Here is a 22,551-nt window from a genome sequence, read left to right as displayed (position 1 = left end):
CGGCGCGTGCCGGCGGCGGTGCGGGTGCGCGCCACGGACGGCGGCGGCGAGGCCACGGCCGGAGCGGGCGGCCCGGCCGTGACGCTGTCGGGGCCGACGCCCGAGCTGCTGCTCTTCCTCACCGGCCGACAGGGACACGCACTGGTGGAACTCGACGGGCCGGCGGCGGTCGTCGACCGCCTGCGACACGCCCGGCTCGGCCTCTGACAATCATCGAAGCATCTCAGTATGTGAGTGCTCCCCGCGAACGAAATTTCGGCGAACCTCAACTTTTCCTGAAGATGTTAAAGCCGCACGGCGTCGACCAGGACATTTGATTGTCCGTTCCGGCCGTGAGCGAAAACATCTATCGCCTTAGCCGAGCCGTAACAGTTGCGCAACCTGCGGTGAGTATCAATCTACTCAAGGTAATCCGGTCATACCTCGCAACGAATCATGATCTCGCCCGTACCTCCCGGCGTCGTGCCCGGCAAGAAAGGGGGTTCTCCCCATGCGGCGAAACTCGCTGGTAGTTGTCGCAAACAGACTGCCAGTGGACGAAACAGTCGCACCGGACGGCGTCCGCGAATGGCGGCGCAGCCCGGGCGGCCTGGTCAGTGCCCTGCACCCGAGCCTCGCGCACACGCAGGCCACCTGGGTCGGCTGGACCGGTGCCCTCGACGCAGCCCCCGAGCTGCCCGACCTGGCCGGGGTGCGCCTTCGCGCGGTGCCCCTGTCCAAGGTCGACTTCGAGGAGTACTACGAGGGCTTCGCGAACTCGACGCTGTGGCCCCTCTACCACGACGCGACGGAACAGCCCGTCTACCACCGCCGCTGGTGGGAGTCCTACCAGCGGGTCAACCGGCGCTTCGCCGAGGCCGCCGCCGAGGCCGCCCCGCCGAACGCCACCGTGTGGATCCACGACTACCACCTGCAACTGGTCCCGGCGATGCTCCGTGGGCTGCGACCCGACGTGCGGATCGGGTTCTTCATGCACATCCCGTTCCCGCCGGCGGAGCTGTTCATGCAGCTGCCCCGCCGCAACGACCTGCTGTACGGCCTGCTCGGCGCCGATCTCGTCGGCTTCCAGGACCAGTACGGCGCACGTAACTTCACGCAGCTCGCCAGCCGCGTCCTCGGGTTGCCGGTGCGGCACCCGGAAATCGAGGTGAACGGACGCGTCGTCCGCGTGGGAGCGTTCCCAAACTCCATCGACATGGCCGACATGGAGGCCCTGGCCCGCCGCGACGAGGTGGTCAAGCGGGCCGCGCAGATCCGCGAGGACCTCGGCAACCCCGAAAAGATCATCCTTGGCGTCGACCGGCTCGACTACACCAAGGGCATCGAGCAGCGCCTCAAGGCCTACCGCGAGCTGCTGTCCGACGGTCGCGTCAAGGTGCAGGACACGGTGATGGTGCAGGTCGCCGTGCCCAGCCGCGAACGGGTGGCGCACTACCGCATCCTGCGCGACCGGGTGGAGCGCGAGGTCGGCCGCATCAACGGCGAGTTCGGCCGGGTCGGCGTCGCCGCCATCCACTACCTCATCAACCAGTCGTTCGACCGCACGGAGCTCGCCGCTCTCTACCGGGCCGCCGACGTCATGATGATCACACCGCTGCGCGACGGCATGAACCTCGTCGCCAAGGAGTACGTGGCGTCGCGGGTCGACGTGTCGGGGGCGTTGGTGCTCAGCGAGTTCGCCGGTGCGGCGGGCGAGCTGACGGACGCCTACCTGGTCAATCCGCACGACCTCGACGGCCTCAAGGACACGCTGGTCCGGGTCCTGGAGGCGAGCACGGGCGACACCAGCCGGCGCATGCGCATGATGCGCCGCCATGTCCGGGCCCACGACGTGCGCGCCTGGGCTCAGTCGTACCTGAGCGCGCTGCACGACGCGAGCGGCCTCGGACGCCTGGTGCTGTAGACGGATCCGACAACGTGGCCCGGCCCCCCGAGGAGCCGGGCCACGTGTCGTTTTCTGTAACGTGGCTGTGCTTGGATCCAAGGGCGGATCCAAGCCCGGATCCCCTTGTCGCGGACGGGGTGATCAGCGTGTCCACGAGTGACCACAGTGGAGCCGAACCCGGGGTCGGTCGATGAAGCTGGCCGCCGGGGAGGTGCTCGAGGCGTCCCGGCCGGACAGCCCCGCCGTGGCCGCCTCCCGCGCGGCGCACGCCGCGCCGCGACCCGCGTGGATCAGCCTCCGGCCGACCGACGAGGTCGCCGCCGGCGCCGTCGACCCGGACGCGCCGCTGGCCGGGCTGCCGTTCGGGGTCAAGGACAACCTGGACGTCGCCGGGCTGCCCACCACCAGCGCCAACCCTTTGCTGGCGGACGCGGTCGCCGCCACGTCGGCCGGGGCGGTCGCCCGACTGGAGGCCGCCGGGGCGGTCGCCATCGGCAAGACCAACATGGACCAGTTCGCCACCGGTCTCGTCGGCACCCGCAGCCCGTACGGCGCGTGCGCGTGCGTGGCCGACCCGGCGTATGTCAGCGGCGGCAGCAGCTCGGGCAGCGCCGTCGCGGTCGCCACCGGCGTCGTGCCACTCGCGCTCGCCACCGACACGGCCGGCTCCGGGCGGGTGCCCGCCGCGTTCAACGGCCTGGTCGGCATCAAGCCCACCCGCGGCCTCGTGTCCACGGGCGGGCTGCTGCCCGCCTGCCGCTCGCTGGACTGCGTCACGACGCTCACCCGCACCGTCGCCGTCGGCCGGGCCGCGCTGGCCGCGATGATCTGGGCCGACCCCGACGACCCGTGGTCGCGGCCGCGAACGCCCCGGCCGCCGGCCGGCGTCGCCACCACGATGCGGGTGGTCGCGATCCCGGCCGGGCCGATCGACCTCGACCCGCCGTCGGCCGCCGCCTGGGCGGTCGCCGTCGCCCGCCTGCGCCGCCTCGTGGCGCACGTCGTCGAGGTCGACATCACCGCGTTCCTGGCAGCCGCCAAGCTGCTGTACGAGGGCCCGTTCCTCGCCGAGCGGTGGGCCGGCTTCGGCCACCACCTGGAGCCGGACGGCCCGCACCTCGACCCGACCGTGCGCCAGATCGTCCTGCGCGGCCAGGCGATCGACGGTGCGTCCGTGTTCGCCGCCCAGGACCGGCTCGCCGGGCTGCGCCGCGCCACCGAGGGCACGTGGACCGAGGTCGACGCGCTCATGCTGCCCGTGACGCCGAACCACCCGACGGTCGCCGAGGTCGCCGCCGACCCGATCGGCGTCAACCGGCGGCTGGGCACATACACCAACTTCGTCAACCTGCTGGACCTGTGCGCCGTGGCCGTGCCGGCGGACCCGCGCGCCGACGGCCTGCCGTACGGGGTGCAGTTCGTGGCGCCCGCGTTCGCCGACGACCCGCTGCTCGACCTGGCCGCCACCTGGTGCGGCGAGGATGCCGCGACGCCCGCCGTGCCGGCGGGTTCGGCGCTGCTCGCGGTCGCCGGCGCCCACATGTCCGGCCTGGCGCTCAACCCGCAGCTCACGTCGGTCGGCGGCGTGCTTCGCTACCGGGCGCGCACCGCCCCGGCGTACCGGCTGTTCCGGCTCAACGTGCCCGGGGTCGCGCGGCCGGGTCTGGTCCGCACCGGCGACGGGCCGGCGGACGGCGTGGCCGTCGAGGTGTGGCAGCTGCCCCAGCAGGGCCTCGGTGCGCTCCTCGGCCTCATCCCCGCGCCCCTCGGCCTGGGCCGCGTCGAACTGGACGACGGCACCCTGATCACGGGCTTCCTCGCCGAGGAGTACGCCACCCGCGACGCCACCGACGTCACCCACCACGGCTCCTGGCGCGCCGCCCTGACGGCCGCCCGGTAAACCTGCCGATCCCACCCGCTGCCCTTGGACCGTCGCCGGCCAGCTTCGACGTCTGGCGCCATAGCGCGGGAATGCGAGCCGCGATTCCAGCGCTATGGAGCCAACACGCGAGACTCCACAGTTACCGTCACCGGCTCGACCAGCGTGAGCGGGTCGCCGGGCGCGGCTGTGGCGCGCAGGCCGTAGTTGCCGTCATCCAGGCCGAACAGCCGGAGGGAAACGGCGTCACCGTCGGGCTCGACCACCAGGTACCAGGCAATCCCGGCCTCGGCATACAGATGCATCTTGAGTACGCGATCCAGGACGGCGCTGTGCGCCGACACCACCTCGGCGACCAACACCACGGCGGAGGCATCAACGACACGTCCGTGCGGGTCGACCGGCCGCGCGATCACCAGGTCGGGTATCACGATCCGGGCGGGCCCCAGCCGCACGTTGACAACGTGGTGGACATCCAGGCCCGCAGCGTCAGCCGGTCCGTCCAGAACGGTCGTCAGGTGGTGCACCACCTCCTGGTGCTGTGGCGTCGGCACCGGTGACACTACGAGACCGCCGTCGAGCAGCTCGATCGCGGACCGGTCTCGCCCAACGCCAGGTAGGCGTCCTCGGTCCACGGAAGGCCTACGTCGCCGATCGTCACGACGTCCACTGTGGCACCCGAACCGACACCGTGCCTGGATTCATGGGAGTGGGCCGGACCCGTGCTGTCCGGCCCACTCGATGTGCCCCGGCGCCGGACGGGAGGAAATGGCCGGGCCGAGCTGTGTGGCGCTACAGCGCGCCGATCGCCTCCAGCAGCGCGGATGACGGGGCGATGGCGCCGAAGACGCCGCCCTGCATGAGGACCATGTTGAGCGCGGCCTGGTAGTTGCCGATGTCGGTGGCGCCCGTGCAGTCGGTGAGCAGCAGGCACTCGAAGCCGCGGTCGTTGGCCTCGCGCATCGTCGTGTGTACGCACACGTCGGTGGTGATGCCGGTCAGGATGATGTGGGTGATGCCGCGGTTGCGCAGCAACAGGTCGAGGTCGGTGCCGTAGAACGAGCCCTTGCCCGGCTTGTCGATGATCATCTCACCGGGCTCGGGGTAGACCTCGGGCACGATGTCCCAGCCGGGCTCGCCGCGCACGAGGATGCGCCCGCACGGGCCCGCGTCGCCGATGCCGGCGCCGATCTGCTTGCTGCGCCACAGCTTGTTCGGCGGGCAGTCGGCCAGGTCGGGGCGGTGGCCCTCGCGGGTGTGGAAGATATGGAACCCCGCCGAGCGCATGGCGGCGAGCACCTTCTGGGTCGGGGCCAGGCCGGCGCGGGTGAGGTTCAGGTCGTAGCCCATCGTGTCGACGTAGCCGCCCGGCCCGCAGAAGTCGGTCTGCCAGTCGATGTTGAGCAGTACGGTGCGCGCCGGGTCGATGCTGCCGTCGTACGGCCAGGCGTACGGCTTGGCCGCGACCTGGGGGAACGTCGTCGTCACGCGGTCACCTCCACGAGAAGGAAAGCCGGGGCGGCAAGGCCTGCCGCCCCGGCGTAAAGGTCAGGAGGACGGGATCTTGCCGACCACGCCCTCGACGAACCACGTGATCGACTCGATGGTCTTGTAGTCGGGGACGGTCCCGGCCGGCACCTGGACCTTGCCGTCCTGGTCGACGACAGGGCCGGCGAACGGCGAGCTGTCCTTGGCGATCTTCGCGGCCGCGTCGGCGACGAGCTTCTTCGTCTCCTCGGTGACCATCGGGCCGTACGGCGACTGGACGAACGGGTTGTCGCCGGTCTTGAGGCCGACCCGGAAGTTCGCGTTGTACTCGCTGCCGGTGAAGCCGCCGTCGAGGGTCTTCTGCACGATCTTCGTGTAGAGCGGGCCCCACTTCCACTCGGAGCCGGTCAGCCAGCCCTTCGGCGCGATCGCCTGGGCGTTGGCGTGGTAGCCGACCGTGTACTTGCCGGCCGCCTCGGTGGCCTTGATGACGGTGGCGGTGCAGTCCTGGTGCTGGCTCACGACGTCGACGCCCTGCGCGAGCAGGCTGTCCACGGCCGCCTTCTGCTTGCCCGGGTCACACCACGACGAGGTGTTGACGACGTAGGTCTTCGCCTCCGGGTTCACGGACTTCGCCCCGAGCTGGAACGCGTTGATGTTGTCCAGGGTCTGCGGGATCGGGAACGCGTACACGTACCCCAGCTTGTTGCTCTTGGTGGTCTTGCCGGCGACGATGCCCGCCAGGTACACCGGCTCGTACACCGTGCCGAAGTACGTGCCGAAGTTGGCCGGCAGCGCGCCGTCGACCAGGTTGCCCTGCTGCACGACGACCACGTCGGGGTGGGCCGCGGCGACCTTGAGCGCCGGGTCCTTGTGACCGTACGAGGTGGCGAAGATGATCTTCGCCCCCTGGCTGATCATCCCCTCCATGATGCGCGTGGCGTTGTCGTCCTCCGGCACGTTCTCGGCCGTGAGCACCTTAAGGTCGGGGAAGGCCTTCTGGACCTCCTGGCTGCCCTCGTACGCGGCCTGGTTGTAGCCGTAGTCGTCCTTCGGGCCGACGAAGATGAAGCCGATCGCCTTCCCGCCGGTGCCCGGCTTGCCGGCAGCGGCGTTGCCGCCCGCCGCGTTCTGGGAGGTGTTGGCGGCGCAGGCGCTCGCCACCGGCAGCGCGAGCGCCAGGAGCAGCGCCAGCGCCGCGGTCCGGCGGGTGCCCCGCCGGGATCCGTATGCAGCACGCATCGCAGTAACCTTTCAAGTGCGTCCAGGGACACGAGATCGTCGTTTCGGGTGGTGCCTGGTGCGTGTATCGGTGCGTTCGCNGGCCCCCCCCCCCCACACCCCCCGCGCCTCAGCGCGCGGGAGTCATGTCGAACACCTGCGACAACCCGTCGGGCGCCGCGTTGGCCCGCCGCCGCCCGAGCACGACCAGCGCCAGCAGCGTGACCACGTAGGGCAGGGCGTCGAGGACGAACTGGTTGAGGCCGATGCCGCGCGCCTGCAGCGCCGGCGACAGTGCCAGCGCCGCGCCGAACAGGTAGGCGCCGCTCACGGCCCGCAACGGATGCCAGGCCGCGAAGATGACGAGCGCCACCGCGATGAAACCGCGCCCCATCGTCATATTCTCAAACCAGGCATTCGTGTACGCCGTGGACAGCTGCGCGCCGCCGACCCCCGCGAGGAGTCCGCCCCCGACGACGGCCAGGTACCGCACGAGCACCGGCGAGTGCCCGTACGCGCGCAGCACCTCGGGCTTCTCCCCCGCGCCGCGCACCGTCAGGCCCACCTTCGTGCGGTAGAGCAGCCACCACATCGCCGGCGCCACCAGGTACGACAGGTAGGTCAGCGGGTCGTGGTTGAACAGCACCGGCCCGACGAACGGGATGTCCGACAGCAACGGCACCGCGTACGGCTTGAACGCCGAGATCTCCCGGCCCACGTACGCCGCGCCGAACAGGGAGGTGAGCCCCAGCCCGAGGAACAGCACCACGAAGCCGGTCGCCAACTGGTTCGCCCCACGCCACAGCACGACGACCGCGTGCACGAGCGCGAGCAGCGCGCCCGCCACCCCGCCGGCCACGACGCCCACCCACGGGCTGCCCGTGGACGCCGTCACCGCGTACGCGGTGAGCGCCCCGGTGAGCATGCTGCCCTCGATGCCGAGGTAGATGATGCCGGCCCGCTCCGCGATCGTCTCGCCGAGCGCCGCGAACAGGATCGACGTCCCGCCCCGGACCCCGCCAGCGGCGACCTCAGTGATCAGGTTCATGCCGTCACCTTCCTGCTCCGCAGGTTCGAACCGAGCACCACCAGGAGGACCACGGCCATCAGCACGTTCACCGACGCGGCCGGGAGGCCGGAGTTGATCTGGAGGCTGTCGCCGGCCATCGCGATCGCGGCGAGCAGCACGGCGGCGGCGGCGACCCGCAGCGGGCGGTGCCCGGCGAGCCAGCTGACCAGGAACCCGATGTAGCCGAAGTTGAGCGTCATGCCCGGCCGCAGCTTGAACTCGGTGCCGGACATGTGCACCATGCCGGCCAGCCCGGCGAGCGCCCCGCCGACGAGCATCGCCGACACGAGCAGCAGGCCCACCCGCATGCCGGCCTGCCGGGCCGCCTCCGGGTTGCCGCCCACCACCCGCAGCCGGAAGCCCCACTCGGTCTTCTTCAGCGCCCACCACACCGCGACGACCGCGATGACGGCGATGACGAGCCCGACGTTGAGCTTGGAGCCCGGCGCGAACAGCGGCAGGCGCGCCTCGTCCACCAGTGGCCGCGAGGACGGCTGGCCGAAGCCCGACGCGTCCTTCCACGGGTCGTAGATGAGCCCCAGCATCAGGTCCAGCGCCACGAAGTTGAGCAGCAGCGTGCTGATCGCCTCGTTGACCTTCACGGTCAGCCGCAGGCCCGCGGCCAACCCGGCCCACAGCGCCCCGCCGACCGCGCCCGCCAACAACATCAGCACGAGTACGACGACGCCGGGCAGCCGCTGGTCGGTGACGAGGCCGACGCCGGCGGCGCAGACGGCGCCGATGACGATCTGCCCCTCGCCGCCGACGTTGAGCAGGCCCGCGCGCGCCGGCACGGCCACCGCCAGGCCGGCGAGCACCAGCACGACCGCCCGGATGATGACGGTCTCCGCCTGCGCGGGCGTCGTCAGCGAGGCGAGCATGTCGGCGTACATCGTGAAGGGGTTGACCCCCTTGACAGCGACGAACGCACCGAAGATCACGGGCGCCCCCGCGACGGCGACCACCCAGCCGAGCCACGGCACGGCCTTCAGCCGCTCGACGATGGTCGGCTTGGCCGGCGCGGGCGGCTCGGGCGTCGCCGCCGGCGCGGCCGGTTCAAGAACGCTCGTGTCGCTCATGCCGCCACCTCCGCTGCGCTCCGGCGCCGCCATGAGTTCAACCTGAGCCGACGATTCGCTCGCTGACGCTCGCTCATGCCGCCACCTCCGCCTCGCCCGCGCCGGCCAGTGAGGAGACCGTCTGCGCGTGCGGCGGTTCGTGCGGCGCTTCGTCTGTCGCCGCGCCGCCGAGCATGAGCTGGCCGATCGCGTAGCGGTCGGTCTCGCCCGGCACGACGACGCCGGCGAGGTGACCGTTGTGCATGACCGCGATCCGGTCGCTGATCGACAGCAGCTCGTCGAGATCCTCGGAGACGACCAGCACGGCCGCCCCGGCGTCGCGCTGTTCGAGCAGCAGCTCCTGCGTGCGCCGGGTGGTGGCGATGTCCAGGCCCCGGCTCGGGTACGCCGCGACGACCACGGTCGCCGGGGCGCCGAGCGCCCGGGTCAGGACCACCCGCTGGATGTTGCCGCCGGACAGCTCGGCCATGACCCGGTGTCCGGGCGCCATGCGCAGCTGGGCCTTCTCGGCCTTGGCCGTGACGTCGGCGTTGACCTGCTTCCAGTCGATGCCCACGCCCTTGCGGAACCGGCCCAGGTCGGCGAGCGCCATGTGCTCCACGATGGACAGACCCGGCACGACCGCGTCGGTGATCGGGTCCTCCGGCACCCCGACCGCGCCCCCGGCGAGCGCCTGGCGCGGGTCGCCGCCCTTGAGCTCGGTGTCCTTCAGCGTCACGGTGCCCTCGGTGATGCGGCGCTGGCCGAGGATGACCTCGCACAGCTCCCGCTGCCCACTGCCGGCGACGCCGGCCACCCCGACCAGCTCGCCGGGCAGGATGTTCAGGCTCACGTCGCGCAGCGCGGGCTGACCGCGATCGCCGGTGACGCTCACGTTGGCGAGGGTCACGGTCGGCGGCGTGGCGGCGGCCGGCCGCTCCCGGTGCCCGGCGAGCGGCGGCACCGCGCGGCCCACCATCGCCTCGACCAGCTCGGCGTCGGTGAGCTCCTTCGGGTCGGTGTTGCGCAGCACGGTGCGCCCGCCGCGCAGCACGGTGACGCGGTTCGCGATCGCGCGGGCCTCGTTGAGCTTGTGCGTGATGATCACGATCGACAGGCCCGCCGTGCGCAGCGCGGTGACGGCCGCGAACAGCGCGTCGACCTCCTGCGGGGCGAGCACGCTGGTGGGCTCGTCGAGGATGAGCAGCCGGGCGCCGGCCATGAGCACCTTGAGGATCTCGACGCGCTGCCGCTCGCCGATGGACAGGTGCCGCACGACGGCGTCGGGGTGCACGGGCAGGCCGTAGCGGTCGGCGGCCTCGGCGATCTGCGCCGCGAGCGCCCTGCGGTTGAACCGCAGCCCGCCGCCGGGCAGGGCCAGCGCGATGTTCTCGGTGACCGTGAACGCCGGCACCAGGCGCATGTCCTGGAACACCATGCCGATGCCGGCGGAGCGGGCGGTGGCCGGGGAGTCGATGGTGATGGGCGAGCCGTCGACGTGCAGCTCGCCCTCGTTCGGCTGGTACACGCCGTAGATCAACTTCATGAGCGTGGACTTGCCGGCGCCGTTCTCGCCGAGGACCGCGTGCACCTCGCCGGCGGCGACGTCGAAATCGACCTCGTTGTTCGCGATGACCTCGCCGAACCGGCAGGTCAGCCCGCGTACGGACAGCAACGGGGGCGCGATCGCCGTGGGCGCCTGCACCGTGGCGGTCATGACATGCCTAGTTCGCTTGCCATCATCTTGGCGAGCGCCCTCGTTGCGCGCTCCTCCACGACGGCGATGGACTCGCCGAGATGCATGGTGAACCTCCTATGCGCGGTGTCGAGGTCGCCGGTGCCGACCGCCTCGACGATGCCGAGATGCTGGGAAATGGTGCGGTCGATCCGTTCCTCGGTGAGGAAGTCATGCATGCGTACGACGCGGATGCGTTCGTTGACCACGCCGAGCAGGTCGGCGAGCGCGCCGTTGCCGGAGGCCTCGGCCAGGCGCACGTGGAAGCTCTCGTCCAGCAGGACGAACCCGGGGTCCGGGTCGGGGGTGTCGGCGCGCAGGGCGCGCCAGTCCTCGCGCAGCGACTCGATGATGTCGGCGTCGTGGCGCGTGCCCAGCTCCTGCGGACGCAGCATCGCGGACATCTCCAGCGAGCGGCGCACCTCGTAGAGCTGACGGATCTCGACCAGGTTGGGCGCGGCCGGCGCGTACCCGCCGTCGGGCAGGCGCTCCACGAGGCGCTCGGCGTGCAGCCGGGCCAGGGCCTGGCGCACCGGCGTGCGGGACACTGCCAGCAGGGCCGCGAGGCGCTCCTCGCCGAGCCGGATGCGCAGCGGGAACTCGCCCACGAGCAGCCGGCGCTTCAGCTCGGCGTACGCCCGCTCGCCCGCCTGGCCTCTCTCCGCTGTATACAGCGCTGGATCCATATGGAGAAGCTAGGTTTCGCCCACGTCGCGCAGATATCGCGATGGTTAGAACTGTGTGGCACGACCGGGCTAATGCGACAAAAGGCATCGCCCTCCGGTCCCGCTTCGGGACCGGAGGGCGACCGTCAATCCATGGGGGACGGCAGAAGCCCCAGGATCAGACGCTGATCTTGCCCGCGCCGGCGCCCGACTGCACGATGGACTTCACCGAGCTGGCCGCGTCCAGGCTGTAGGAGTACGGGATCGACGCGACGGAGCCGCCGGTCTGGCCCGAACCGGACCCGGTCAGGTAGTTGTTGCGGGCCACCAGCGAACCGGCCGACGACGAACCCTCACCCAGGTGGTACGGGTCGGCGACATTCTCGAAGTAGTTGCTCTCCACGAGAACGCCGGCACCCTCGGTGGACGCCACGCCGTAGCCGGAGTTGGACCGGTAGTAGTTGTTGTACACGTGCACCGGGTTGCCGAAGCGGACCCGCGGGTGCCGCTGCGTGGTGCCGTCGAAATAGTTGTGGTGGTAGGTCACCCGAAGGTGGCCGCGGTCCTCGCTGCCGTTGTCGTCGCTGTGACCGAGCAGCATGGACTTGTCGTGGTTGTAGACGCGGTTCCAGGAGATCGTCACGTAGTCCGAGGCCCGCTTGACGTCGACGGCGCCGTCGTACCCGTTGGAGAACGAGTTGTGGTCGATCCACACCCGCGTCGAGTACTGCACGTTGATCGCGTCGTCGTTCCAGCCCGTGAAGTTGATGTTCCGGACGATGACGTTGCTGGCATTGGAGATGTTCAGGCCGCAACCGGTGATGGTCGCGCCGCTGTTGCCGAGGATCGACTTGTTCGACCCGACGGTGATCATGCCCGAGCAGGAGATGTTGCCCGAGACCCGGACCACGCGCGCGGTCGTGCCGGACAGGGCGCTGGACAGCGCGGAGGAGCTGGTCACCGTCGTGGCTGCGGCGCTGCCACCGCCGGTGGTGCCGCCGCCCTGGGTGGCCCAGCCGACCAGCCCGGTCGTGCTGGTGCCGCCACCGCCGCCGCCCGTGGTGGGCGTGGTGCCGCCGGTGCCGACCTGGATCATCTGCCACTGCTGGTTGGCCCCGTCGAGGTCGGCGTACTGCGACACGATGCCGCCGTCGGCCGTCGACCACTCCCACAGGTCCAGGGCCTTGCCGGAGTGCCGGTTGATGAAGCGGATGTAGCCGCCGGACGAGTCCTTCACCGCGAAGTGCTGCTTGGTGTCGCTGCTCGCGGTGGTCTGGATGACCTGCGCGCCGTCGGTGGCGTTGGGCACCGCGACGACCTTGCCGCTGTGCCGGTTGCGGAGCTGGTAGTAGCCCGAGCCGACGCTGACGAACTGGAACTGCTGGTTCACGGCGTCGGTGCGGGTGTACTGCCGGATGTTGCCGCCGTCGGCGGTCGACCACTCCCAGAGGTCCATCGCCTTGCCGCTGTTGCGGTTGACGAACACGTACCAGGCGCTGGTGTTGATGGTCGCGGCGTCGGCCCGGGTGATGGCGAACGCGCCGACGCCCGCCGTGATGGCGAGCGCGGTTCCGATGATGGCGGGCAGCCGCCACCGGCGCTTGCCGGCGGCGGTTCGGGCTTGGGTCATGGGGACACTCCCGGTTAGGTGCGAACGGATGCGTCCGGGGCCGCGTGGTGGCGCGTCTCGCCCCGCCGCCTGCCGATCGCAAGCTGACTGCATTACCGCACCTCGCACGCGTTGTGAACTCGCGTGGCCCGTCGAGGAAAACGCTTTCCGCGATGCTAGAGGGACGCAACGACAAATGTCAATCCTGTCACACTCCGCCTACCGTTACGCCGCCCGCGTCGGGCATGCTGTCCCCCATCGCCCGTGATCACCTGTATGGGAGGCCGGATGCGCAGCCGGGAACTGACCCTGGGACGCACCTTCGCGGTGGTCTTCGACCACGGTGAGGACTTCATGACGGCACTGCGCGAGTTCTGCGCGGCCAACGACGTGCGCCAGGGCTACGTGCCCGGCTTCCTCGGCGCGTACAGCAGCGCCGACCTGGTCGCCACCTGCGAGGCGCCGGCCGACCCGGTCGCTCCCGTGTGGACGAGACTCCAGGTGGAGTACGTCGAGGCGATCGGCTGCGCGACCCTGGCCTGGGACCCGGACGCCGAACGGGTCGTCCCCCACGTGCACCTCGCCACGGGCGTCAAGCGTTACGCCGCCGCCGGGCACACGAGTCACCTGCTGGGCGCGACCGTCCAGTTCGTCAACGAGCTCTTGGTCTTCGAGGTCGTCTCCCCGCAGCTACGCCGCCCACCCCGCCCCGACCTCTACAACATCCCGGTCCTGTCCCTGGAGGACTGACCACCGCAACGCCTGCCGCGGGTGCCAAGATCTCGATTCTGTGCACCGGAGTGCAGCTGGGCTGCACGTCCTGCCACAAGACAGTGACCTTGATACCGCAGCGCGAACGACATGTCGGATCCGCCGCAAATCGCGCGGCGCCTCGCGCCCGCAGCCGTAGATCATGAAGTTCGAGTGCCGCGCCGAGGGGAGGCGCGGGGTCAGAAGCGGAAGTGGACGAAGACCCGGCCGAAGTTCTTGGAGTCCTTCTCCACGCGGTGGTAGAGGGCCTTGATCTCTTTCTGGTCCAGGAACCGGAGCACGCGCTTCTTCAGCTGGCCCGAGCCCTTGCCAGGAATGATCTCGACGAGCTCGGCCTTCTTGCGGATCGCCTCGTCGATGATCCCGCGCAGCGCGCGGTCGATGTCCTGACCACGGTTGTAGATGTCGTGCAGATCGAGCTTGAGCTTCACGCCAGAAGAACCTACCCGTTACCTTTCAGTGCGCTTTAGCGGGCACACGATCGGTAGTCCTGCCTTGCGGTGGGACGGTCCCGGTCTGATCGGCGGTTGCCGTGCCGGGTTCACGGTTCGTAGCCACCTGCCCGCGTAGGCGGTCTTCTGGTCGGCTCCACGTGCTGCCACCGGGCCACTCCCGGCGGTGGTGACCTTTACCGCGAGCGCGGCGAGGTTTCGCGCGGCATTGTGGTCGCGGTCAAGGACCATGCCGCAGGTGCTGCAGGCGCGCGCCAACCCATCCAACCCGGTGTTGAACGCTTCCTTCGAACACTCCCGCCACCACGGGGCAACCTCCTGCTTGGCGGCGTTCCACGCCCGCCGCAACCCCGGCAACGTCCACGAGATCGACTCCGTCAGCTGGTCATCCGCGATCCCGTACGACCGTTCCGCCGCCCGCTGATCCATGACCGCTTTCACCCGCGCCAACGCCCAGTTGTCGGCAACCCGTGCCGCACCCGCGTGGGCCAGGGCCGCCCGTTCCTGGCTGGGGGTCAGGTCGAGAGCGAACCGGTACGCCTGAATCGTCATACCCGCACCTCCCACCGCACCGTTCCCGAGCGTCCCAGACGGGTCTGACAACCCCGACAGGCCAGCCCTCAAGCCCACTCGCGACCGCCAAAGCGCACCGCAACGGCACCCGTTGACTACCCCTTCCGGTCACGGACCGGCGACGGCGGCCCGACCGGCGGAGCTGAGGACCTTGTGCGCCGCGATCCGCATGTCGCAGGGGGCGGGTCGACCGCAGGCCCGGCAGCAGCCGGTCCAGGAGACCTCGGTGTGGGCCGTGAGGACCCGCCGCGCGGCGGCCAGCCGCTCGGCCGAATATTGCGAGTACGTCAGCTCGGAGAGCGGGTGGTCGCTGATCATGTTCGACTCTCCGGCGTGGTGCCCGTGATGAGCATGGCGTAGAGCGCGTCCGGACAGGGCCACTCGGCCCCGCAGTCGATGCAGACCCGGCGGACGACCGGGCGGGCGGCGTGGATGTCGAGGATGTCGCGTGCCTGGGCGACGTCGGCCCGGGAGGCCAGTGACGACAGTGGCACGGAGAGGTCGCGGTTCATCCGGTGGGGGTCCCGTCGCGGTTCGGCTAGTCCATCGCCCCCGGTCAGCATGGGTGTCTCCGATCTGTCGCCACTAAAGGTGATGTCAGCAACGCTATGCGTCAACGTTATGGCATAAGTTTGCCTCACGCAGCGCGATCGGGCGATTTCGCCACGCGATTCCCTCCCGCCCTGCTTGCTCCCCGTCGTCCAGAACACGAGACTGTGCCCGGAAGGAGAGGCCCATGCCGAAGCCGATCGGTCCGACCATTCCACGATGGCAACTCGGCGAGCAGCTTGCCCGGCTGCGCGACGAAGCGGACCTGTCACAGGCCGAGATGGCCAAGCGGCTCGGCTGCTCGGTTAGCAAGATCCAAAAGATCGAGGCCGGCGATGTGGGCATCGTGCGCGCGGAACTCCTCGCGATGCTCGACGCGTACGACGCGACAGAGGATCCCTTACGCACGGAGCTCCTGGAACTGCAACGTCTCGGCAAGCAACGCGGCTGGTGGTCAACCTTCGGCCAGCTCCCCACGCCCTTCGCCACCCTGCTCGGCATGGAGAGCGCCGCCACCAGCATCAGCGTTTTCGAACCCACCATCGTGTACGGGCTCCTGCAGACCCGCGAGTACACGACCGAACTCATCCGGGCGGCGCAGCCGGAACTGGCCGACGCCGACCGACAATGGCGCATCCGTCACGCGCGGCAGCAGCTCGTGCTCGGCGATGATCCCCCCGCCATACAGGTCATCCTCGACGAGGCCGCCCTCCGCCGTCCCGTGGGCAGCCCCGAGGTTATGCGCGCGCAGCTGGAAAGTCTCCTCTCCCTGCCGCGTCATGTCACTCTGCAGGTCGTTCCCTATGAGGCGGGCGCATATCCGGGCCAACTCGGATCGTTAGCGATATTCGAGTTTCCCGAACGTCTGCATTCACCCGTGGCGTACGCCGAGACGCAGGCAGGAAACCTTTACATTGAAAAGGAGGAGGACCTGCACCGATGCATGGTCCGGTTCGACCGGATCATGGACACGGCACTCAGCATCTCGGATTCCTCAGCGTTTATCGCGAGGATCGCTCAACAAACCTGAATTGTACGAGGAGAAACAATAGTGAGCCTGGATCTGAATGGAGCCTGGACGAAGAGCACGCGGTCGGCCGGCAACGGCAACTGCGTCGAGGTGGCGGCCGACGGCGTGAGCGTAGCCGTCCGGGATTCGAAGAATCTCGATGTGACCCCGCTGGTCTTCTCCCGTGATTCCTGGGTCACGTTCATCTCCGCGATCAACGCCGGCGAGTTCGACCTGCGCTGACCGGGGCACGCATTCGGCTCCCCGTCGCCCGACCGGGCGACGGGGAGCCGCGTTGTTACCGGCCAGGAAATCGCAATGATCAAGGGGTGGTCCGAGCGGGCATCAAGGCCCTACCCTGCAGGGACCCATCGAGAGCGTGACGACAATCACGCGAGGTGAAACCTAAGGATGCCCCCGATGACGTTGGCCCTCCCATACCGGTCGATCCCGGACATGTTCCTCCAGCGCGTCGCCTCGACGCCCGACAAGGACGCCCTCGGCTATCCCACGGCTGACGACGGGATCGGCTGGCTGAACTGGGCCCAGGTCGGCACGCGTGCCACCGCCATCGCCGCCGGGCTGCGCCAGCTCGGCGTGCGCCACGAGGACCGGGTCGCCATCCTGGCCTCGACCCGCCTGGAGTGGGTGCTCGCCGACCTCGGCGTCATGTGCGCGGGCGCCGCGACGACGACCGTCTACCCCACCACCGAGCCCGAGGACGCGGCGTTCATCCTCGCCGACTCCGGCTCCAAGGTGCTCATCGCAGAGAACAACGACCAGGCCGCCAAGGTGGCCGGGGCCGACCTGCCCGAGCTGACGCACATCATCATCATCGACGGCGAGCCCACGGCCGACGCGTCCGTGCCCGTACTCTCGCTGGCCCGGATCGAGGCCGACGGCGCCGCCGCCCTCGCCGCGGAGCCCGACCTCGTCGCCAACCTCGTCGAGGAGATCGGTCCGGACGATCTGGCCACCCTCATCTACACCTCCGGCACGACCGGCCGACCCAAGGGCGTCGAACTGCTGCACGGCGGCTGGGTCTGGGAGGGCGTGGCGCAGGCCGACGTCGACCTGCTGCGCGCCGACGACCTGCAGTACCTGTGGCTGCCGCTGTCGCACTCGTTCGGCAAGACGCTGCTCTGCGGCGTGCTGCACGCGGGCGTGAAGACCTATGTGGACGGCCGCGTGGACAAGCTCGTGGTGAACCTCGCGAAGGTCCAGCCCACGCTGCTGTGCTCGGCGCCGCGCGTGTTCGAGAAGGTCTACAACGCCGCGGTCACCAACGGCACCTCCGCGGGCGGGCTCAAGGCCAAGATCTTCGGTTGGGCCGTGCGCACCGGCAAGGCCAAGGTCGCGCTGGAGCAGGCCGGCAAGCCGGTGCCCGCCGGCCTGGCGCGCAAGCACGCGATCGCCACCAAGCTCGTCTTCTCCAAGCTGCAGGCCCGTCTCGGCGGGCGCATCCGGGTGCTCGTCTCCGGCTCGGCGCCGCTGAGCCCGCAGATCTCGGAGTTCTTCTCCGCGGCCGGCCTGCCGATCCTGGAGGGGTACGGCCTCACCGAGTCGTCGGCCGGCAACTTCGTCAACCGCCCCGGCGGGCTGCGTATCGGCACGGTCGGCCAGGCGCTCGGCGACCTCGAGGCGAAGATCGACACCGACGGTGAGGTGCTGCTGCGCGGCGTGCCGGTCATGCGCGGCTACCACAACCTGCCCGACGAGACGGCCGCCGCGTTCACCGAGGACGGCTTCTTCCGCACCGGCGACATCGGCGAGATCGACGCCGACGGCTACCTGCGGATCACCGACCGGAAGAAGGACCTCATCAAGACCTCGGGCGGCAAGTACGTCGCACCGAGCCACATCGAGGGCCTGTTCAAGTCGCTGGCGCCGCTCGTCTCGCAGGCCATCGTGATCGGCCAGGCGCGCAACTACTGCACCATGGTCGTCACGCTCGACCCGGACTCGCTGGCCACCTGGGCCAAGGGCACCGACCTGGAGGGCAAGCCGTACGCCGAGCTCGTCGCGGCGCCCGCGACCCAGGCGGTGGTGGCTGGCTATGTGGACCAGTTGAATGAGAAGCTCAACCGCTGGGAAACGATTAAGAAGTTCTCGATCCTGCCGCGCGATCTGTCCATCGCCGACGGTGAGCTGACGCCCTCGCTGAAGATCAAGCGCCGGGTGGTCGAGGCCAGCTTCGCGCAGGAGATCGAGTCGATGTACGAAGGCACGGTCGCCCAGATCTGACGGGGTGGGCGGCCGCCCACCCGATTCAGTGGAGGACATCCCCTCATGCAACCGAGCGACCCGACCCCGCCGCCCGCGCCGGGCGGCGGGGCGCGACCCGCGCTGGACTGGCCCCTGACGCTGGGCGACGCCCTGTTGATCGGCGGTGGTGCGCTGATCTTCCTGTTCTCGTTCGCGCCGTTCATCTCCTCCAGTACGCCGTCGGTGTTCGGCCGCGGCGACAGCTACGACGACTGGTGGAACGCCTGGTCGCTGCAGCTCTTCATGGTGCCGCTGACGCTGTTCGTGGTCGCGGCCGGTCTGCTGCTCATCGGCCTCGGCCTGAGCCGCAAGTTCTGGTCGCCCGACCGGGAGGTCCTCGGCTTCAAGCCCGGTCAGCTCGCCGTCGGCATCGCGCTGTTCGCGTTCCTGGTCATGCTGGGGTACGCGCTGTCGCGCAAGACGGTCTACATCTCGTTCTCGTGGGGCGGGGCGTTCATGCTGATCGGGGCGCTCGCCGCCGCGGTCGGCGCGTTCCTCAACCACTTCGGCGTCGGCGGGCTGCTGCCGCTGCCCAACCTGCGCAAGCCGGCCGCTCCGGCCGCGCCGACCTACCCGGTGGCGCCGACCCAGGCGTTCCCGGCCGACCAGTACCCGGGCGGGCAGGCGGCCCCGCCGCCCCCACCGCCGCAGCAGTGAGCGACGCGGGGGCGGCCGGTGGTCCGGCCGCCCCCGCTCGTTGACGGATCTCCGGTACGGTCCCTGCGGTGAGCGCACTGACCGTTGACCAGCCCACACGGACCGCGCGGGCGGGCGCGCCGGCCTGGCCGGCGGCGGTGTTCCTGGCCGTGGTCGCGGTGGTCGCCCTGCGGGCCGGGCACACGCCGTGGGGGGACATCGCCCGGTACGCCGGCTATCTGGCGTACGCCGTGGTGCTGCCCGGCACGCTGGTGTTCCGGGCCCTGCGGCGGACGCCGCACACGCTGCTGGAGGACCTCGCCTACGGCGCCGTCACCGGGCTCACGCTGGAGATCGGCGCCTGGGCCGCGCTCTCGGCGGCCGGCCTGCGGTCCTGGCTGTGGGCCTGGCCGCTCGGCGTCGTGGCCGCCTTCGTCGCCGTGCCGCGGCTGCGGGGGCACTGGCGGGTGCGCGGGTACACGCCCGTGCCGGCGGCCGTGGCCTGGGCGGTCGCGGCCGTGGGGGCGGGCTTCCTGGCGTACCTCTGGGTGGTGTTCCTGCGACCGACGCCGATCGTGCCCGGCGGCGAGGATCAGGCGCTGTACGTCGACCTGCCGTTCCAGCTGTCGCTGGCCGGGGAGGCCAAGCACCACTTCCCCATGCACGTGCCGCAGGTCGCCGGGGAGCCGCTGCACTACCACGTGTTCGCGTTCGCGCATCAGGCCATGGCCTCGCTGGTCAGCGGCGTCGACCTGACCGCCGTCGTGTTCCGGCTCGACGTGCCCGCCCTGTGCCTGCTCGCCATCGTGGCGCTCGTGGTCACCGGCTGGCGGGTCAGCGGCCGGGCGTGGGTCGGGGTGGGCGCCGCCGCGCTCACCTTCACGGTCGGGGAGTTCGGCTTCGCGGACCCGGTTACCTTCCCGTTCGGCACGATCGCCACGTTCATCGTCTGGAGCAGCCAGTCGATGACGTACTCCTGGGTGCTGCTCATCGCGGTCGTCGGCGTGCTCGCGGACCTGGTGGCCCGCGGACCTGAGCACCGCGTGCCGGCGCTGGGTCGCGGCGGGTGGGTCCTGTTCACGCTGCTCGCGGTCGCGTCCGTCGGGGCCAAGGCCAGCTCGCTGCCGGTGGCGCTCGGCGGGCTCGCGGTGCTGGGCGCCTGGCGGCTGGTCACCCGCCGGCGGATCGGGTGGGAGGTGGCCGCCGCGTCCGGCATCGGGGTGGCCGCGCAGGTGTTCGGCAACGCGGTGCTGTTCGCGTTCGAGACGCACGGCATGACGGTGCGGCCGCTGTGGGGGCCGGACCGGTTCTTCCCCGAGGGCGGCGGGGCCGCGGCCGTCGCGGGCATCGCGCTCGCGTTCACCGCGGTCATGCTGCTGCGGCTGGCCGGGCTGCCCGTGCTGCTGCGGCTGCGCGGGCGACGCCTCGGCGACGCGGAGGTGCTGCTCACCGGTGGGATGCTGGCCGGCATCGGGGCGTATCTGGTGTTCGCGCACCCCGGCGACGCCAACCAGTACTTCATCCGGGCCGGCTGGATGTTCGGGGTGGTCGCGTCGGCGTGGGGCTGGGTGCTGGCCGCCGAGCGGTCCGGGCTCGCGGGCTCCGGCGCGGCGGCGCGGCAGTGGCGCGGCTGGCTCGCCTTCGGCGCCGCGCTTGTCTGCCTCGGGCTGCTGTGGGCTCAGTTCACCTACGCCGCCGACCAGACCGCCGCGGCGGGCGCGTTCGGGCCGCTCGTGCCGGCGCTGAGCTGGCTGCTGGTGCTCGCGATCGTCGCCGCCGTGGCCGGCCTGTGGTGGCGGGCGGTGGCCACCGGTCCGCTGCGCGACCTGCGGGGCCGGGGCGGCTTCGTGCTGCTCACGGCGGTGCTGCTCGCGGGGGCGCCGGGCCTGGTCATGGAGGCGCGCACCGGGTGGTCGCACCCGAACGGCGGCGGCTACGCCCCGGTGGGGCTGCCGGCGAGCCGGGTCGAGGCGGCCCGCTGGCTACGCGACCACAGCGACCCGGACGACGTCGTCGCCACGAACGCGCACTGCCTCTACCGGACGGCGTCCGGCGCCTGCGACTCCCGCTCGTTCTGGATCTCGGCGTACGCGGAGCGCCGGGTGCTTGTCGAGGGCTGGCTGTTCGCGCCGCGCGCGACCGCGGCGGGGGCCTTCACCACGGGCGTCTACACGCCGTTCTGGGACGACGAGCTGCTCGCCCTCAACGACGCGGCGTTCGCGGCGCCGACCGCCGACGGGCTCGCGGCGCTGCGGGACACACACGGGGTGCGGTGGCTGCTCGCGGACCACACGTCGGCGGACGGGCCCGAGTCCGAGGGGCTCGCTTCCCTGGCTGCCAAGGTCTTCGACAACGGCCGGGTGGCGATCTACCGGATGCCGGGCTAGTCGCAGCTCTCGAGAACGGCGTCCGCGCGGCTCAGGGCGTCGTCGAAGTCCAGGCCGCGGATCAGGGCCCGCACCTCGTCGAGTACGGCCGGGGTGACCGACAGCGCGGTGCACCCGGCGCCGATGAGCAGCGGCGCCACCCACGGGTCTGCGGCGGCGTCCCCGCAGACGGTCACCGGGATGTCGGCGCCCCGGCCCGCCGCACAGACCTGCGCGATCGCGGCCAGCACGGGCGGGTCGGCGGTGCGGCGCGCGGTCAGCGCCGGGTCGCGCCGGTCGATGCCGAGGATCGCGGCCGTCAGGTCGTTGGTGCCCAGCGAGAGGAAGTCGGCCTCGGCGGCGATCTCCTCGACGGACTCCACCGCCTCGGGCAACTCGATCATGGCGCCCAGCGGCGGGGCCGGCACGCCGACCGCGGCGGCCGCGGCCTCCAGCAGCTTGCGGCAGGCGCGCAGCTCGGACACGTCCGCCACCATCGGGATCATCACGCTGAGCTGCACGTCCGCCTCGGCCGCCGCGCGCAGGACGGCCTCGAACTGGTCGCTGAACGCCTCCGCCGCCGCCAGCATCAGCGGCAGGCCCCGGCCGAGCCGCCCGGACAGGCCGGCCGCCAGGAACGGCGGCAGCTTGTCGTCGGCGAAGTCGAGCGTGCGGACGGTCACCGGCAGCCCGGCGAGCGGGCGCAGCACCGGGACCAGGTGGTCCAGGTGCTCGTCGACCGTGGGCCACCGGGCGGCCGACAGGAACGGCAGCTCCGTGCGGACCAGGCCGACCCCCTCGGCGGCCGTGACCACGGCGGCGCCCGCGTCGGCGGCGCTGCCCACGTTCGCCTGCAGGCCCACGGGGTGCCCGTCGAGGGTGACCGTGGGCAGGGTGCGCGCCTCGGCGAGGACGCCCCGGCGCAGCCGGGCCCGCTGGATCGCGTCGCGGGCCTCCGCCCGGTCGAGCATGCCCGGTGCGACCGTCAGCCGGCCCGTGGCGCCGTCCAGCAGCGCCTCGACGCCGTCCGGCACGGCCAGCGCCTCACCGGGCAGGCCGAACACGATGGGGATGCCCAGGGCGCGCGCCACGGTGGCCGCGTGGCCCGTGGCGCCGCCGACGACGGACGCGGCGCCGGCCACGTCCCCGGGTGTCATGAGCAGGTCGTCCGCCGTCACCTCGATGGCCGTCACGATGAGAGGGCCGCCGGGGACGTCCGTGTCCCCGCCGGGTCGGCTCGCACGGTGGATCCGGCCCAGCGCGACGCCCGGCGCGCCCGGCTGCCCGTGGAAGACCTCACGGCCCACGTCGCTCATGGCAC

General features: G+C 71.1%; 21 protein-coding genes and 1 pseudogene. 9 read left to right on the top strand and 13 right to left on the bottom strand.

The features are described from left to right. The 3 genes and pseudogenes from ABD211_RS11275 to atzF all read left to right on the top strand — a co-directional run. Positions 1 to 207 (top strand): annotated as a pseudogene (locus ABD211_RS11275) (TIGR03085 family metal-binding protein); the annotation flags it as partial. 283 nt (positions 208 to 490) lie between these two features. Then, positions 491 to 1,903, top strand: a complete 1,413-nt coding sequence (locus ABD211_RS11270; protein ID WP_344129107.1) for an alpha,alpha-trehalose-phosphate synthase (UDP-forming) — start codon at positions 491 to 493, stop codon at positions 1,901 to 1,903. A 172-nt stretch (positions 1,904 to 2,075) separates the two neighbouring features. Then, positions 2,076 to 3,785: an allophanate hydrolase gene (atzF, locus tag ABD211_RS11265; RefSeq protein ID WP_344129105.1), complete on the top strand. Its 1,710-nt coding sequence runs from the start codon at positions 2,076 to 2,078 to the stop codon at positions 3,783 to 3,785. 92 nt (positions 3,786 to 3,877) lie between these two features. Here the strand turns inward: atzF and ABD211_RS11260 are convergent, their stop codons facing one another. From ABD211_RS11260 to ABD211_RS11225, 8 genes are all read right to left on the bottom strand, one after another. Beyond that, positions 3,878 to 4,318, bottom strand: a complete 441-nt coding sequence (locus tag ABD211_RS11260; RefSeq protein ID WP_344129103.1) for a Uma2 family endonuclease — start codon at positions 4,316 to 4,318, stop codon at positions 3,878 to 3,880. Between the two features lie 238 nt (positions 4,319 to 4,556). Further along, complete coding sequence (gene biuH, locus ABD211_RS11255) at positions 4,557 to 5,252, bottom strand: biuret amidohydrolase (protein ID WP_344129101.1); 696 nt, start codon at positions 5,250 to 5,252, stop codon at positions 4,557 to 4,559. Between the two features lie 60 nt (positions 5,253 to 5,312). Beyond that, positions 5,313 to 6,494 (bottom strand): BMP family ABC transporter substrate-binding protein, encoded by a 1,182-nt coding sequence (locus ABD211_RS11250; RefSeq protein WP_344129099.1) that lies wholly within the window; start codon positions 6,492 to 6,494, stop codon positions 5,313 to 5,315. A gap of 109 nt (positions 6,495 to 6,603) precedes the next feature. After that, complete coding sequence (locus tag ABD211_RS11245; protein ID WP_344129097.1) at positions 6,604 to 7,521, bottom strand: ABC transporter permease; 918 nt, start codon at positions 7,519 to 7,521, stop codon at positions 6,604 to 6,606. Beyond that, entirely contained in the window at positions 7,518 to 8,621 is a 1,104-nt protein-coding gene (locus ABD211_RS11240; RefSeq protein ID WP_344129095.1) for an ABC transporter permease, read from the bottom strand. The genes ABD211_RS11245 and ABD211_RS11240 overlap by 4 nt, the downstream gene beginning before the upstream one ends. A gap of 73 nt (positions 8,622 to 8,694) precedes the next feature. Further along, entirely contained in the window at positions 8,695 to 10,317 is a 1,623-nt protein-coding gene (locus ABD211_RS11235; RefSeq protein WP_344129093.1) for an ABC transporter ATP-binding protein, read from the bottom strand. After that, complete coding sequence (locus ABD211_RS11230) at positions 10,314 to 11,021, bottom strand: GntR family transcriptional regulator (protein WP_344129091.1); 708 nt, start codon at positions 11,019 to 11,021, stop codon at positions 10,314 to 10,316. The genes ABD211_RS11235 and ABD211_RS11230 overlap by 4 nt, the downstream gene beginning before the upstream one ends. Before the next feature lie 157 nt (positions 11,022 to 11,178). Then, positions 11,179 to 12,630 carry a pectate lyase family protein gene (locus tag ABD211_RS11225; protein WP_344129089.1) on the bottom strand — a complete coding sequence of 484 codons (1,452 nt, stop codon included), beginning with the start codon at positions 12,628 to 12,630 and terminating at the stop codon, positions 11,179 to 11,181. Positions 12,631 to 12,897: 267 nt separating this feature from the next. On the opposite strand from ABD211_RS11225, the gene ABD211_RS11220 reads away from it, so the two are divergent. Continuing rightward, positions 12,898 to 13,359, top strand: a complete 462-nt coding sequence (locus ABD211_RS11220; RefSeq protein ID WP_344129087.1) for a PPC domain-containing DNA-binding protein — start codon at positions 12,898 to 12,900, stop codon at positions 13,357 to 13,359. 200 nt (positions 13,360 to 13,559) lie between these two features. Here ABD211_RS11220 and ABD211_RS11215 read toward each other — a convergent pair whose 3' ends face one another. The 4 genes from ABD211_RS11215 to ABD211_RS11200 all read right to left on the bottom strand — a co-directional run bounded on the left by ABD211_RS11215 (position 13,560) and on the right by ABD211_RS11200 (position 14,917). Continuing rightward, the gene (locus ABD211_RS11215) at positions 13,560 to 13,811 is read right to left on the bottom strand and encodes a Smr/MutS family protein (protein WP_344129085.1); all 252 of its coding nucleotides are present in this window, start codon (positions 13,809 to 13,811) and stop codon (positions 13,560 to 13,562) included. An 18-nt stretch (positions 13,812 to 13,829) separates the two neighbouring features. Continuing rightward, the gene (locus tag ABD211_RS11210) at positions 13,830 to 14,384 is read right to left on the bottom strand and encodes a helix-turn-helix domain-containing protein (protein ID WP_344129083.1); all 555 of its coding nucleotides are present in this window, start codon (positions 14,382 to 14,384) and stop codon (positions 13,830 to 13,832) included. A 129-nt stretch (positions 14,385 to 14,513) separates the two neighbouring features. Beyond that, positions 14,514 to 14,723, bottom strand: a complete 210-nt coding sequence (locus tag ABD211_RS11205) for a hypothetical protein (RefSeq protein ID WP_344129081.1) — start codon at positions 14,721 to 14,723, stop codon at positions 14,514 to 14,516. Next, entirely contained in the window at positions 14,720 to 14,917 is a 198-nt protein-coding gene (locus tag ABD211_RS11200; protein ID WP_344129079.1) for a hypothetical protein, read from the bottom strand. The genes ABD211_RS11205 and ABD211_RS11200 overlap by 4 nt, the downstream gene beginning before the upstream one ends. A 224-nt stretch (positions 14,918 to 15,141) precedes the next feature. On the opposite strand from ABD211_RS11200, the gene ABD211_RS11195 reads away from it, so the two are divergent. The 5 genes from ABD211_RS11195 to ABD211_RS11175 all read left to right on the top strand — a co-directional run bounded on the left by ABD211_RS11195 (position 15,142) and on the right by ABD211_RS11175 (position 21,251). Then, positions 15,142 to 15,984 carry a helix-turn-helix domain-containing protein gene (locus ABD211_RS11195; protein ID WP_344129077.1) on the top strand — a complete coding sequence of 281 codons (843 nt, stop codon included), beginning with the start codon at positions 15,142 to 15,144 and terminating at the stop codon, positions 15,982 to 15,984. Between the two features lie 21 nt (positions 15,985 to 16,005). Further along, positions 16,006 to 16,206, top strand: a complete 201-nt coding sequence (locus tag ABD211_RS11190; RefSeq protein WP_425560394.1) for a DUF397 domain-containing protein — start codon at positions 16,006 to 16,008, stop codon at positions 16,204 to 16,206. A 177-nt stretch (positions 16,207 to 16,383) separates the two neighbouring features. Then, positions 16,384 to 18,207 (top strand): AMP-dependent synthetase/ligase, encoded by a 1,824-nt coding sequence (locus ABD211_RS11185; protein WP_344129075.1) that lies wholly within the window; start codon positions 16,384 to 16,386, stop codon positions 18,205 to 18,207. A gap of 45 nt (positions 18,208 to 18,252) precedes the next feature. Beyond that, positions 18,253 to 18,885: a hypothetical protein gene (locus ABD211_RS11180; protein WP_344129073.1), complete on the top strand. Its 633-nt coding sequence runs from the start codon at positions 18,253 to 18,255 to the stop codon at positions 18,883 to 18,885. Between the two features lie 68 nt (positions 18,886 to 18,953). Then, on the top strand, positions 18,954 to 21,251 hold the full coding sequence (locus tag ABD211_RS11175; protein WP_344129071.1) for a hypothetical protein: 2,298 nt from the start codon (positions 18,954 to 18,956) through the stop codon (positions 21,249 to 21,251). Here the strand turns inward: ABD211_RS11175 and ABD211_RS11170 are convergent. Next, positions 21,248 to 22,546 (bottom strand): putative PEP-binding protein, encoded by a 1,299-nt coding sequence (locus tag ABD211_RS11170; protein ID WP_344129069.1) that lies wholly within the window; start codon positions 22,544 to 22,546, stop codon positions 21,248 to 21,250. The genes ABD211_RS11175 and ABD211_RS11170 overlap by 4 nt on opposite strands. Positions 22,547 to 22,551: the final 5 nt, after the last annotated feature.

Source organism: Luedemannella flava (assembly GCF_039528515.1).
GTDB classification, from domain to species: Bacteria; Actinomycetota; Actinomycetes; order Mycobacteriales; family Micromonosporaceae; genus Luedemannella; species Luedemannella flava.
This window is presented reverse-complemented; position numbering and strand designations above follow the sequence as displayed.